At 54.0% G+C, this 13,594-nt stretch carries 11 protein-coding genes; 3 read left to right on the plus strand and 8 right to left on the minus strand.

Annotated features, from left to right (window positions below; translation table 11 throughout):
* Positions 1 to 7: 7 nt before the first annotated feature.
* Positions 8 to 2,044, plus strand: coding sequence for a M13 family metallopeptidase (locus MFFC18_RS05440; RefSeq protein ID WP_075081710.1), 2,037 nt, complete (start codon positions 8 to 10; stop codon positions 2,042 to 2,044).
* 106 nt (positions 2,045 to 2,150) lie between these two features.
* Here MFFC18_RS05440 and MFFC18_RS05445 read toward each other — a convergent pair whose 3' ends face one another.
* The 4 genes from MFFC18_RS05445 to MFFC18_RS05460 all read right to left on the minus strand — a co-directional run bounded on the left by MFFC18_RS05445 (position 2,151) and on the right by MFFC18_RS05460 (position 5,901).
* The gene (locus tag MFFC18_RS05445; protein WP_075081709.1) at positions 2,151 to 2,753 is read right to left on the minus strand and encodes a thymidine kinase; all 603 of its coding nucleotides are present in this window, start codon (positions 2,751 to 2,753) and stop codon (positions 2,151 to 2,153) included.
* Positions 2,746 to 3,525 carry an alpha/beta hydrolase family protein gene (locus MFFC18_RS05450; RefSeq protein ID WP_075081708.1) on the minus strand — a complete coding sequence of 260 codons (780 nt, stop codon included), beginning with the start codon at positions 3,523 to 3,525 and terminating at the stop codon, positions 2,746 to 2,748. The genes MFFC18_RS05445 and MFFC18_RS05450 overlap by 8 nt, the downstream gene beginning before the upstream one ends.
* A gap of 1 nt (position 3,526) precedes the next feature.
* Positions 3,527 to 4,252: a PIG-L family deacetylase gene (locus MFFC18_RS05455; protein ID WP_075081707.1), complete on the minus strand. Its 726-nt coding sequence runs from the start codon at positions 4,250 to 4,252 to the stop codon at positions 3,527 to 3,529.
* Between the two features lie 212 nt (positions 4,253 to 4,464).
* On the minus strand, positions 4,465 to 5,901 hold the full coding sequence (locus tag MFFC18_RS05460) for an arylsulfatase (protein ID WP_075081706.1): 1,437 nt from the start codon (positions 5,899 to 5,901) through the stop codon (positions 4,465 to 4,467).
* A gap of 32 nt (positions 5,902 to 5,933) precedes the next feature.
* Here MFFC18_RS05460 and MFFC18_RS25225 point away from each other — a divergent pair, with 32 nt between their 5' ends.
* Entirely contained in the window at positions 5,934 to 6,287 is a 354-nt protein-coding gene (locus tag MFFC18_RS25225) for a Flp family type IVb pilin (RefSeq protein ID WP_202907469.1), read from the plus strand.
* A gap of 204 nt (positions 6,288 to 6,491) precedes the next feature.
* Here MFFC18_RS25225 and sucD read toward each other — a convergent pair whose 3' ends face one another.
* Positions 6,492 to 7,367 carry a succinate--CoA ligase subunit alpha gene (sucD, locus tag MFFC18_RS05470; protein WP_075081705.1) on the minus strand — a complete coding sequence of 292 codons (876 nt, stop codon included), beginning with the start codon at positions 7,365 to 7,367 and terminating at the stop codon, positions 6,492 to 6,494.
* 53 nt (positions 7,368 to 7,420) lie between these two features.
* Positions 7,421 to 8,605: an ADP-forming succinate--CoA ligase subunit beta gene (gene sucC, locus MFFC18_RS05475; RefSeq protein WP_075081704.1), complete on the minus strand. Its 1,185-nt coding sequence runs from the start codon at positions 8,603 to 8,605 to the stop codon at positions 7,421 to 7,423.
* A gap of 364 nt (positions 8,606 to 8,969) precedes the next feature.
* Here sucC and MFFC18_RS05480 point away from each other — a divergent pair, with 364 nt between their 5' ends.
* Positions 8,970 to 9,827, plus strand: a complete 858-nt coding sequence (locus MFFC18_RS05480; RefSeq protein ID WP_148618663.1) for a hypothetical protein — start codon at positions 8,970 to 8,972, stop codon at positions 9,825 to 9,827.
* An 87-nt stretch (positions 9,828 to 9,914) separates the two neighbouring features.
* Here MFFC18_RS05480 and MFFC18_RS05485 read toward each other — a convergent pair whose 3' ends face one another.
* Both MFFC18_RS05485 and MFFC18_RS05490 read right to left on the minus strand, forming a co-directional pair.
* Positions 9,915 to 11,747: a peptidylprolyl isomerase gene (locus MFFC18_RS05485; RefSeq protein WP_168211071.1), complete on the minus strand. Its 1,833-nt coding sequence runs from the start codon at positions 11,745 to 11,747 to the stop codon at positions 9,915 to 9,917.
* Between the two features lie 219 nt (positions 11,748 to 11,966).
* Positions 11,967 to 13,466: a Gfo/Idh/MocA family protein gene (locus MFFC18_RS05490; RefSeq protein ID WP_075081701.1), complete on the minus strand. Its 1,500-nt coding sequence runs from the start codon at positions 13,464 to 13,466 to the stop codon at positions 11,967 to 11,969.
* Between the last annotated feature and the right edge of the window lie 128 nt (positions 13,467 to 13,594).

A 13,594-nucleotide genomic window follows, 5' to 3' on the forward strand; every position in this document is an offset into this window, starting at 1 on the left:
AGCTAACATGAATTGCATTCTCCGATATTCACTATCGTTGCTGCTTGTTCTCTCCAGCGCTGCACTTTCGCATGCCCAGGATGAACAAACGGCCGGACTCGATACAACTTCTTTCAACCGCGACATCCGACCCCAGGACGATCTTTTTGAGTTCGTCAACGGAACCTGGTTGAAGAATACTCCCATCCCAGCGGACAAATCCAACTACGGTTCGTTCACCAAACTGGCTGACCTTTCCGAAGAGCGTTTGAAAGCGATCGTCGAAGAGCTTTCGGCAGCCGACCATCCGAAGGGCAGCGACGAACAAAAAGTCGGTGACTTCTTCAAGGCTTACATGGATGTCGAAAAAGCCAACGAGCTTGGCGCGGCTCCGATTCAGGAAGAGCTTGCGAAAATCGACGCTCTGGAATCCAAAGAAGCTCTGATCGAGCATTTCGGATCGCTTGATCAAATGGGAGTTTCGACTCCACTGGGCGCCTATATCTCACAGGACGCCAAAGTCTCCACGCAGTACATCGTTCATCTGGTTCAGAACGGAACCACCTTGCCGGATCGAGACTACTACCTTGTGCGGCACGAAGAGAAAAACGAATCGGCACGAGCCGCTTACATGCAGTACGTCGAGAAACTGGTCGAGCTGACCGGCAGTTCGATCGACGGCGAAGAAGTCTTTGCTTTCGAAACCCGCCTCGCAGATGCGTCGTGGAGCAACATCAAACTTCGCGATGCCGAAGGCCGCTACAACAAATACAAAACGGAAGACCTTGCCAAATTGACTCCCGGAATCGACTGGAGCGTTTTGTTTGAAGCTTCCGGAGTCGAGCCCGGCGACGAAGTCATTGTCAACACGCCCAGCTATTTTGAAAAGCTGGATGAAATCATGCAGCAGACCTCTTTGGAAACGCTGAAGGAATACGCGAAGTTCCATTTGATCGATCGGTTTGCACCATACCTTTCAGAGCCCTTCGTGATCGCACATTTTGATTTGCATCGCAAGGAACTGGCCGGCGTAACCGAACAGCGCCCTCGTTGGAAACGTGCCATCGCGGCCATTTCCGGCGGTCGTGGTTTCGGAGCACTCGGTGAAGTCGTCGGAAAAATCTACGTCCAGCGTCACTTCAAACCCGAAGCCAAAGAGAAGATGGATCGCCTGGTCAAAAATCTGCTCAAAGCTTTTGGCACCAGCATCGACGGGCTCGCCTGGATGTCGGACGAAACGAAAGCCAAGGCGAAAGTTAAACTCAGCAAGATCCGCACGAAAATTGGTTACCCCACGAAGTGGCGTGACTACTCAGCACTCGAAGTCGAACCGGCCGATCTGGTTGGCAACACGATTCGCTCGGCGAAAGTCGAACACGATCGACAGGTGCAGAAACTTGGCAAACCAATTGATCGCGAAGAATGGGGTATGACGCCGCAAACCGTCAACGCCTACTACAACCCGACCAAGAACGAAATCGTTTTCCCGGCAGCCATCCTGCAGACTCCGTTTTTCTCGGCGGACACACCTGCCCCGCTAAACTACGGCGGCATCGGTGCGGTCATCGGTCACGAAATCAGCCACGCGTTTGACGATCAGGGAAGTCGCTACGATGGCGATGGAAACCTGAACAACTGGTGGACCGACGCGGACCGCGAAGCGTTCGAGAAGCTGACAACGCAACTGGTTGAGCAGTACGACGGCTATGAGCCACTGCCTGGTAAATTCGTCAAAGGCGACTTTACGCTGGGCGAAAACATTGCTGACCTTTCGGGCCTTGAGATCGCTCATCGCGCGATGTCATTTGAGCTCGACGGCAAAGATCCGATCGAAGTCGCCGGCTGGAATCAGGACCAGCTATTCTTCGTAGGCTGGTCGCGTGTTTGGGCTCGCAAGTATCGCGAAGCCGAAATGATGAAGCGTCTCCTGACCGATCCGCATTCACCGTCGGCTTATCGAGCCAACGGTCCGGTCACCAACATCGATGCGTTCTACAAAGCCTTCGATTTGAAAGAAGGAGACCAGCTTTTCAAACCAGAAAGCCAACGGATCAAAATCTGGTAGGGCTGACTTCAGTTCTGCAACTTCGGTGTGCTCAAGCCGCCGATTCATTCAGCAAAGGCTGGCCGTCAATTGACGGTCAGCCTTTTTTCGCCTTGGCCAACTTCTGTTAGGACTGCTCGTCGATGTGATAGCCAACCGGCGAAACCTTGTCCAGACGAAACTCTTTGCGGCTTAGCGCGACGTAGTGGTGACCAATCGAAATCTGCTCACCTTCCCAAACTCGGTTGCCTTCTTCATCCAGCCTCGCGTTCATCGTGGCTTTCTTGCCGCTATGGCAAATCGTTTTGATCTCGCCCAACTCATCGGCCCACGCGAGCAAATATTTGCTGCCCTCGAACGGCTCGCCCTTGAAATCCGTCCGCAGACCGTAGCACAGCACTGGAACGCCCAATCGATCGGCGACCAGTGACACTTGCAGCACCTGCCTAGACGACATGAATTGGGCTTCGTCGACGAACATGCAGCCAATCGGAGATTCTTTGAGCCGCCCTGCCACGTCGGTGAACAGATCGAAGTTCGAATCAAAGGCAATCGCCGGTCGCGTCAGTCCCAGTCGCGAACAAATTTTTCCGCTGCCGTCGCGATCGTCGATCACGGGCGTATACAGCAGGACGTTCATGCCGCGTTCTTCGTAGTTGTGGGCCGCTTGCAAGAGCGTGGTGCTTTTGCCGGCATTCATGGCCGCGTAGTAAAAATAGAGTTTAGCCATCCGCTGGAAGCCCTGAAAACCATGCCTGTATGAAGTCGGCGATCATTCTAACGTCACCAGGATTTTCGATGAACAGGTGGTCCGAATCGCCAAGCGTAATCAGCAAATTCGGCCCGCCGGTCCAGTCCTGTAAATTGTGAGCATGTTCAATCGCCACCGTTTGATCAACTTTCGAATGAAAGATCAGATGGGGAAGCGTCAGCTTTTTGATCGCCGCCGGAAGATCGAAATTCTGCAACACGTCAAGCATCTGTTGCTTCACATGATGCGTCATCCCACCAATCACGACATCGCCCTGCCCTTCAGTTCCAATCGCCGGATTCAGTCGCAGCAAAGTTTGTACAAGATGCGTTGTGTCAGAAGGCGCCGCCAGCGTCACCAGCCCACGAGCTGATTGGAATTCGGGAGCCGTCGCCATCATGGCCGCTCCTCCCAGCGAGTGTCCGATCAGCAATTGCGGTGGCGCGATTTCGTTGCTCATGAAAGCCACAGCTGCCCGGATATCGTCCTGATTGGTCAGAAAGTTTGAATCCGCGAAGACACCTTTGCTTCCGCCAAGCCCGCGAAAATCAAAACGTAGCACGGCGATCCCGTGCCGCGAAAGCAGACGGCTGATTCGCGCGATCGCTTTGATGTCTTTGGTGCACGTAAAACAGTGCGCAAACACAGCGGTCGCCACCGGTGATTCGTCTGGAAGATCAAAAATTCCCGCTAGGCTCGTCGGCGCAGCACCAGCAGAAACGGAATCGAATTGGACTCGGCGAACAGGCATATCAGTTCAGCATCAGGGTTTCAAACAGATTTTGCGAAGCGATTGGACTGGGCGATGTCAGTACTTCTCCTGCCGCAAATCCGGCAGCCAGCCCACAGGATTTGGCAATGTGTTCAACACGCTCAAACACGCTCTGCTTTTCCGGTGGAAACTGGGTCGCGTAGCAGCGAATGGAATCCATTTTGGCGTCAAAGGTATCCGAGATGTCGTGGACAATCTGCTTGGGCCCGACGCCAGAAAAATCGCCATTGAACAACAGCGAATAATAGAGCTGTCGGCTAATTCGATGCACGGGAAGGTTGTCGAATTGCTCATCCCACTTCGTGAGCCGACTGTAAAAGATCGCCGCGTCGGTGATTTGCATGGCTTGCCAGTGATCCGGCGAAGCCAAAGGAGTCTTGCCACCGATTCCGAGGACAAGTTTCGGGCGGTAGATGCGAAACTGTTTCGCCAGCTCGACTCGGGCTTCAAAGGAATCGAACAGCCGCCGATTGGGAAGTTCGAGGATAATCCGTTTGACGGCACCCAGTTTTTCGGCAGCAGCCTGTGCTTCGGCGACCCGGATCGCAGGATCGTCGCACAAAGGCGTTGGTTCGCCATCCGTCAAATCGATAATGCCGACGCGAAGGCCCTGTTTTGCAAGCTTCGCAATCGTGCCTCCGCACCCAATTTCGCAATCGTCAGGATGGGCTCCGACGGCGATGACATCCAGTTGTTCGTTGTTCATGGCGGTATTGTAGCAACTGAAATGAGAATCTGTCGCCAGGTTTGTTGGGTATCAGTCTGGGACAGACTGATCTACTCGAAGTCTGGGGCAGACTGATCCACTCGACAGTAGGCAAGCCTGTCTCAGGCTTGTACCCGTTCCACACAAGCCCGTCTCAACCTTCCCCATTCCTCACAAGCCTGAACAATCACAAGCCTCCACGCCAACGCAAGTCACTTATCCAACGCAGGAAACGGAAACGTCTCCGAGTCAACGTGCTGGTCTTTCATGATCGTTTCAATCTGTTGCACGATCTCAGGATGCTCGCTTGCCATGTCTTTGGATTCGCCAATGTCATTCTGCAAGTCGTACAGCTGAATCGGCGCGTTCGGTTTCCGCTGAAGCTTTTCCCGAAGTCCTTTCCAGCGTTCGCCAAGCCTGACAGCCTGCTGTCCGCCATAGCTTGGGAACTCCCAATAGAGAAACTCATGTTCCGGTTGATCGCCACCAACGAGCGTCGGAAAAAAGCTGATTCCGTCGACGTTGTCGGGCGACTCAATACCCGCCGCCTCGCACAGCGTCGGCACATAATCCCAGAACGCACTGCGATGATCGGAGACCGAGCCCGCTTCGATCTTGCCGGGAAACTTTGCCACCATCGGAACTCGAATCCCGCCTTCGAGCAAGCTGCCTTTTCGCCCTCGCATCGGTCCTGAAGATTCAAAGAAGTCAGAATCCGATCCGCCCAGCCGATCAAACGTCGGGCCGTTGTCGGAAGTAAAGATGACTAGCGTGTTGTCGTCGATTCCGTGTTGCTTCAGCCGCTCAAGAATTTGGCCGATGCCACGATCCATGTGAGTGATCATCGCTGCGTAACCGGCACGCGGATTCGGATGAGGCAGATAGCCGCGATGTTTGTAATCTTCCTCCGGGATTGTATTCAGATACTCTTCGACCGACGGATCAGGCACCTGAATCGAGAGGTGTGGAATCGCAAACGGCAAGTACAACAAAAATGGCTTGTCGTGATTCTCATCCACAAACTCCAAAGCGACATCAACGAAACGGTCCTGCGAAAAAGTCTTGCCTGTCGCGCTTCGATCGTTGCCCTTCAGATTTTCTTTGGTCTCGTTCCGCCACAGAAATTGCGGATAGTGATTGTGTGCGTGAACCTGGCAATTGAACCCGTAGAACAGGTCGACTCCCTGCTTGCCCGGCGAGCCAGAAGTGGAAAAATCGCCCAGTCCCCATTTTCCAATCGCCGCTGTCGCATAGCCTTTCGTCTTGAGCAGCTCAAAGATCGTCACCGCCGAATCTGAAATTGGCATCTGTCCCGGGAAGTACATTTCCTTCGGTCGTGGTTTGCCGCGATGTTCTGGATTCCCGTTGCCGCGAATTTCTGCGTGTCCCTGATGCATCCCGGTCACCAGACTGCATCGCGACGGAGCACAAACGGCTTGGCCGCAATAGTGATTGGTGAAACGCATTCCGTCGCGGGCGATGCTGTCGATGTGCGGCGTCTTGATCCATTTCTGGCCGTAACAGCCGAGTTCGGCGTAGCCCAAATCGTCGGCAACGATCAGGACAATGTTCGGAGGCTGCTCAGCGGTCGCGGTGGAAAAAGCGGAGAGCAGAATCAGCGTGATGACGGCAAGCAATTGTTTTTGCATGGAGCGGCTCAGATTGGAGATTTGAAAACGTCATGATAACAGGACGCCACGTGGTGTTTTTGCAACGTGTGGTTCAAAAAGGAAAACCTCTGTGCTTTGAACGTGCGAAAAACACGGTGTTTAGCCAGTATTTCACTTTGGCACGCGATGTGCAATTGTTCCCCATCATCAAGAAAGTTGGATTCAGTCAGGTGCGAAACATGAACAAGCTCATCACCAAAACAAACACTTTTCTGACAGATGAAACAGGCACGACTTCGGTTGAGTATGCGGTTATGTTGGTGCTGATCGTTGGCCTTTGCATCACAGCGATCGCGGCTGTCGGCGGCCAGAATGGCTCCATTTGGGGAAGCAACGCAGCAGAAGTCACGACAGCTTTGCAGTAGAATATCGCCCAACGGCGAAGCACGTTGAAAGTCCGAAGACGAAAACTCATCGGCGAATGACGAAAACAGAACAAAGATCTTCCGACGGATCTGAATGAAAGAAGCCCGGTTTCACTGCCGGGCTTTTTTCGTGGAGTTGTCAAAAGTGCAGATTGAACATGCAAGTCACAGGTTGGAAGCCTATGCCACACGTGATCCTGCAAGCTAGGCTTTTTCGATTGCCCGCTTCATCGCCGTACCCATATCAGCCGGGCTTTGAGCGACTTCGATGCCAGCGTCTTCCAGAGCAGCCATCTTTTCGGCAGCTGTACCTTTGCCGCCAGAGATGATTGCGCCGGCGTGCCCCATGCGTTTTCCGGGAGGGGCCGTTTTGCCTGCGATGAACGCTGCGACTGGCTTGGTGATGTGCTCCTTCACGTACGCCGCGGCTTCTTCTTCCGCCGTGCCGCCGATTTCACCCATCATCAAAATCGCTTCGGTTTCGTCGTCGTCCTGGAACATCTTCAGGACGTCGATGAACGAGGTACCAACGATCGGGTCGCCGCCGAGTCCAACGCAAGTCGTTTGGCCCAGCCCAAGGTTCGAAGTTTGCCAAACGGCTTCGTAAGTCAGCGTTCCGCTGCGACTCATGATGCCGACTTTTCCTTTTTGATGAATGTAGCCCGGCATGATACCGATCTTGCATTCTTCAGGCGTGATCACGCCCGGACAGTTCGGCCCCACGAGCACAACGCCGGCTTCCTGTGCAGCTTTGTAGACAGGAACCATGTCGAGCACGGGAATGCCTTCAGTGATCGCGCAGATGACAGGAATTTTCGCGTCGATGGCTTCCATAATCGCGGCCGCGGCGAACCGTGGCGGAACGAAGATCATCGTTGCGTCGGCACCGGTTTGTTCGACGGCTTCTGCGACCGTGTCGAACACAGGCAGACCAGCAACTTCCTGTCCGCCTTTCTTTGGCGTCACGCCGCCGACCATTTTCGTGCCGTACTCAAGGCAACCACGTGTGTGAAATTCGCCGACTTTGCCCGTGATGCCCTGACAGATGACGCGAGTGTCTTTATTGACCAGGATACTCATGATTAGTTGTTTCCGTTGAGGTGAATGTTTTGTTGGGAGCTCGTTGCGAGAGCCTATTGGATGGCCGCAACGACTTTTTCAGCCGCGTCAGTCAGGTCCGTGGCAGAGATCAGATCGACGTCGGACTCTTCAAGAATCCGGCGACCTTCTTCGACTTCGGTGCCTTCGAGACGCACAACCAATGGGACTTCGAAGCCCACGGTCTTGGCAGCCGAAACCAGAGCTTCCGCGATTGTCGAGCACTTCATGATGCCGCCGAAAATGTTGACCAGCACACCTTTGACATTTTTGTCCGAAAGGATGATACGGAACGCTTCGGTTACGGCTTCTGTTTTTGCTCCGCCACCGACGTCCAGGAAGTTGGCTGGTTGGCCGCCGTGCAGCTTGATGATATCCATCGTGCTCATCGCCAGTCCGGCACCGTTGACCAGGCAACCGATGTTGCCTTCAAGTTTCACGTAACTAAGTCCCGCATCAGAAGCGCGGACCTCGGATTCCTCTTCTTCCGAAAGGTCACGCATTGCTTCGACTTCCGGCTGGCGAAACAGAGCGTTGGAATCGAAGTTCAGTTTTGCGTCGAGAGCGACCAGATCGCCATCGCCGGTGACGACCAACGGGTTGATCTCCATCAGCGAACAGTCGAGTTCGACGTATAGCTTGCAGAGGGCTTTCATGAACGTGTCGGCCGCGGCGACGGACGGACCCGTGAGCTCCAGTTTGTCACAGAGCGTTTTGATTTGCTCAGAGCTGATTCCGACAGCCGGATCGAAGTTCTCCTTGAAGATTTTCTCTGGCGTTTCGTGAGCGACTTTTTCGATCTCGACGCCGCCTTCCTGAGAGCACATCAGGACTGGCAATTTGTTTTCGCGATCAAGCACGATGCCAAGATAAAGCTCTCGGGCAATGTCGCAGCCGGCTTCGACGATAACCTGATTGACCTGTTTGCCTTCGGGTCCGGTCTGGATCGTGACAAGGTGGTTGCCCAGCATGGCTTCGGCTGCAGCTTTGGCTTCTTCCGCAGACTTGCACAGCTGAACGCCGTACTGCTTGTCATTCTCGATGAAAGTTCCTTTGCCGCGTCCGCCAGCGTGAATCTGGGCTTTGACGACCGCGATGGCACCTCCAAGTTCATCGTACGCCTTGGCGGCTTCATCGCCAGATTTGGCGACGCGATTATCGAGCACCTTGACGCCGAACTTTTTGAAGAGTTCTTTTCCCTGATATTCGTGAATTTTCATGAGACTTTCGTTTCAAATGTGATTTGCAAGCCGAGGATTATAGTTGTCGCAAAAATTGATGGTCAACAGGACAGAGCGGGCTGGAGAACAACGAAGGCTGGATTGTCCCTCAAATTCGACAATTTCGACCGTATATTCCGCACGATTGACGGTCGATGTACTTCTGCGGAAGCATTGACGATTGTGTATAGAAGTCTTCATCTTCTGTGGCTCCCGTCTTTTGCTCATCCCGCCTATGTCCATTCAACAAAACTCAGTCGATCCCAGATCGGGACAAGGTGTAAGCCCAGGGAACCCGTCATTGGTCGAAGTGACCTCGCAGCTGTCGCCTGATTCGCAGGAAAACCAGATTCCAGCCGTCCAAATGCCGCAGAAACCACAGGTCGTGTTCGTCGATCGGGAGCTTGGTCGGACCCAGCAAATTATCGAGATTAAAGTCGATCCTGATCAGCTTGCTAGCCTTGTCGCGGCAAATCAAGGTTCGTCCCAGACTGATTCGACGTCCGTGTTTGGGCAGCCCGTCGGTGAAAACGTAAACGATCCCGGAGGACAAGCGTCTGCGTCGTCACACCCGCCGTTCCGGGTAGATTTGCCGATCGGCGAAGTTGAACCGTCGACTGCAGAGGCCAGATTTGCTGTCGACCCGTTCGTCTACGAAGTCGACGGCGCGATCCCGGTCATGCCGTCGCTTCCGATCGTCGCAGCCCAGCAGATGACGGAAGAAGTCGTTGCAAGAAAGAGCGCTGGCGATCACTACGCGTGGCGATTGATGCCCGGGCCCTATCCGGCCGTCGGGAATATGCCCATGGTCGACGCAGCAAGTGCTGACCAACCGAATCAAGATGCGATAACGGAAACGCCGAATTCACCACATCCGTCTGCTCCGGCGAGCACCACCGGTTCGGTGACTCGCAACACGGTTGCAGAGCCCTGGACGGAATCGGAAGTTGTTGTCGAGGCCGATCGCGGACAGAGCGGAGAGTGCTTTTTCGCGCAAGCGGGCGATGTGATTTCGATCGATGGAAATCAGGGGTTCGACCACATCGATCTGAGAAGCTACAGCATCGACGATGCGACGTTCCAACGCGGCGCTATCTTGTTGCACGCGGGACTTGAGCCGGCAGAATCTGGCGAAGGCGAACAGGCCTCGGCGCCGATCACGATTCGGCACCGAGGCGTTGGTTTCGCAATCTTCAGCGGCGAAGTGCGCGTCGAGCTTTAACCGCGACGCGACGTGCAAACGCGCGAGTCAGCCAGCGGCGGACTCGCACTCGCGGTGTCTGCTTCGCCTACAGGTCTACCTGCTGAGCTACTGAGTTCGGCCGCCGTCGGATTCCCGAGTCTGGCGAATGTAGGCTTCTCCGGGCTGTGACGTTCCGGTCAGGTAGTTGTCGATCTGCGATTCTTTGAAAATCTTCTGTCGAGCGAATTCCATTTCGACAAACAGCTTCCGCGTACGAACGTCTCGCAGAATGTATTCGCGAACATCCTCGATGTCGGTGACTTTAGGTTGAGTCCGGCCGCGGCAATAGAGGAACGTCCAGTAGTCACCCAGTTGAATGACCTTGGAAATTTCACCAGGTTGCAGCGAGAAGGCTTCCTGTTCCAACGTCGGGCGACCCGAGTATTTCTGAACCGGTGGGATGTGGCCAAAATTGTTCTTGGACATCGGCTCGATCGAATACTGATTCGCCAGCTGACCAAAGAACTCCTCCGTCGGGTTGGCGGTTGCCATTTTCCAAATGTTCGACGCTGAGCGATGATCGCTAAACATGATGGCTCGGACTTCAACACGCGGACCGTAGTTGGCATCAAAGCTCTTCTGGATATCTTCTTCTGTGACTTCCACGTTGTCGCGGACCAGTTCCTGAAGTGCGATCGAAGGCCAAACTTCGTCTTCGATGTAGAACTCAACCTTGGAGGCGTCGTTGCGAGTCATGAACTCAAGAAACGGCTGGACTTGTGGTTGGCCTTGCGCCACAAAGCCTCTTTCGACGGCGACTCTTGCAATCTCTTCGTCGATCAGTTGGCGAGTCTGCTCTTCGTCCAGAGTTTTTCCGGCAGCCTGAAGCGACTGTTCCAGCAGTCGATTGCGGATCAGTACGGCCAACATTTTCTTGCCGAATCGTACAATCGATTCCTCGGAAACCATTTTCAGCTGAACCGGTTTGCCGTTGACTGTCGCCGCTACGCCAGGATTCTGACGCCGCAATTGCGGATCGTTCATGACGTTTACGATCTTGGCGTTGGCTTGCATTCGTTCGAACATTTTCAGTGCGGCGCCGCGAAGTTTTTCCCGGGCAATCTCGGACTTGATCCGCTCTGACGCCGTCGAGATGTCACCTTCGGCAAGTTCCTCAGCAGGGATTTTGCGAATACATTTCATGACAACGAATTGATCTTCAACCGGGAACGGCGGCGAAAGCTGGCCGGGCTCGAGCGAGAAGGCCATGTTTTCAAATTCAGGAAAGCCGCTGTTGAGTCGGACTGGCGGAAGCAGACCTCCGAGAGAGGCACTGTTGCGATCGATCGAATGTTGCTTGCAGATTTTTTCGAACGAGGCAGGATCGGCTTCTGCGGCCGTGCGAAGCTGTTCCGCTTCTGTTCTTGAGGCGACGACCAGCTGGCGAACCTGGACTTTGGGTCCAAACTCAAATTCCAGACGCTCGCTGACTTCTTGTGGGCTGACCTGAGTTTGTGATTCGGCAAGTCGACGGAGTGCCAGTTCGCTCCACAGGATGTCCCGTTTGAGTCGATCGACGCTGATTCCTTTTTCCTCACACAGGAATTTGACGTATCGTTCCGTCGTCCAACCCAGTTGCTTGGCCTTGGCGCTCAGGTCGTCGTTGACATCTTTTTCGGTGATTGTGACGCCAAGACGTTGGCACTCATCAAAAACCAGCATCTTGTTGATCAGGCTTTCAAGCACCTCGTTGCCAAAGCGACGCATGCATTCGTTGGCGACTTCCTGGCGTGATATCGAGGAACCGTTAACGACCGCCAGCGTCTGAACGCGTGGCGATTGAGTGGCTTCGTTGCGTTGCTGAGCGTCAGCAAATCCGGGGGCGCCGAGAACGCAAATCGCAACGACAGAGGCGAGCGTTAACAACGCGGAACGGGTATGAGCGGGGCTTGCGAGCATGTATTTCGCCATTGGGTTACTCCATTAACCTGATTTCCCCAAGCCGGTCGGAGTGCCGACCGCTCTACAGGGATTCTTGAGGCGGAGTATGAAAATTGTTCCAATTGGGGTCAATTCCAGTCCGGGATATCGCTAGCAGTTGAATGGCTCGAAATGTGGACGGACAAAAAAACAGCCAACCGAAATGGTTGGCTGTGAGTTTTCTGTTGTCAGCGGCGTTTAGCCAACTGTTGCAGGTTCGTGGATCGTGTACTCATCCGGGTAGTCGTGACGAATCAGCTTTTGCGTTTTCTCGTCAACGTCTTTGGCGACCATGTTCTCGGCGTCCCATTCGACTTTCTTACCGGCCATCAACGAAAGGTTACCCAGCAGAATACTTTCAGTCAGCGGACCAGAATATTTCGGGAAATTCGAAACAGGATCAGCGCCACCGTGGATCGCTTCGCCAAGTTCTTCGACGTGACCCGGCGAAACCGTGTACTCGATGTCCTTGAACTTCGCAAACGGACTGTCGCCGCCATCGGTGTCACGAGGACGCGTGATTTTCGCCTGGCGAATGAATTCACCATTCATGATCACACCCGTGTGACGAGGTTCTCCGCCGTAATCGCCAGGAGAGTAGAACTTTCCGTTTTCGCCGACGACCAAGGCAGCACTGGTGTAGTGCTTTGACTTTCCATCACGTTGAATTCGAGGCAGGTCATCAAGCAATTCCGCATCCGGGCGAGCACCGCCGTCGTACCAAACCATTTTAACCGGGCCACGAGTTTCGTTGGCCGGGAACTCGAAAGTGATCTGCGATTTGGCAGGGAAGCAAACGCCATCGTGTTTGTCGTGAACCGCTTCCACCGAAGTCGGATTGTAAAGATCGTAAGCCATGAAGCTCATGTTGAGCGTATGGCAAGCCATATCTCCGAGAGCACCGGTGCCGAATTTCCAGAATCCACGCCATTTGAACGGATGGATTTCCGGGCTGTAATCTTCCGGTTCTGCAGGGCCAAGCCAGTTCGTCCAATGGACTTTCGACTTACGCTCGTCCCAGGCTTTCTCTTCGCCGGCAGCAGGCGCCGTTTTGACTTTCAGGCCAAAGCTTTGCGGCCATACAGGACGGTTCGTCCAAACGTGAATTTCTTTCGGAGCACCCACGATGCCAGCGCGGCAAAGTGCAGCGGATTCGCGAAGGTTGCTTAGCGCAGTTCCCTGGTTGCCCATCTGAGTTTTGACGCCTTTTGCTTTGGCGACTTCGCTCATCATGCGAGCTTCTTCGATCGAGTGAGTCAGCGGCTTCTGGCAATAGATATGTTTGCCCATGCGAAGGGCCTGCAGCGCGATCACAGCGTGAGTGTGATCCGGCGTGCTGACACAAACCGCATCGATTTTGTCACCCATTTCATCGAACAGTTTTCGATAGTCGGTGTATTTCGCAGCGTCGGGGAACTCGAGGCCTTTCTTGTCCAGTCGATCTTCGTCGATGTCACAGATGGCGACGACTTTTCCGATGCCAGCCATATTCGTTGAGTCGCTGTCGCCTTTGCCGCCGATTCCGACGCAGGCAATGCGAATTTCTTCCAGCGCTGAACGACCCGGATTGGCGAGAACGCCCGGACGCGGAAGAGCACTACCCCAAAACCCGACCATCCCTGCGGCGGCGGACATTTGCATAAACGAACGGCGGTCCTGCCCTCGCTGTTTCGATTTTTTGTTCTTTGATTGGCTCATATTGGAATCCTGATTTCAGTTCAGTGTTGTTTAAATGACATTGTAGATCCCCGGACAACGTGGAACCAGCCAATGAAATGTCTTTTTCGGCTCAGACTAATTCATTTTCGGCGCGTAGCGTTGATAGG

Source organism: Mariniblastus fucicola (assembly GCF_008087665.1).
GTDB classification, from domain to species: Bacteria; Planctomycetota; Planctomycetia; order Pirellulales; family Pirellulaceae; genus Mariniblastus; species Mariniblastus fucicola.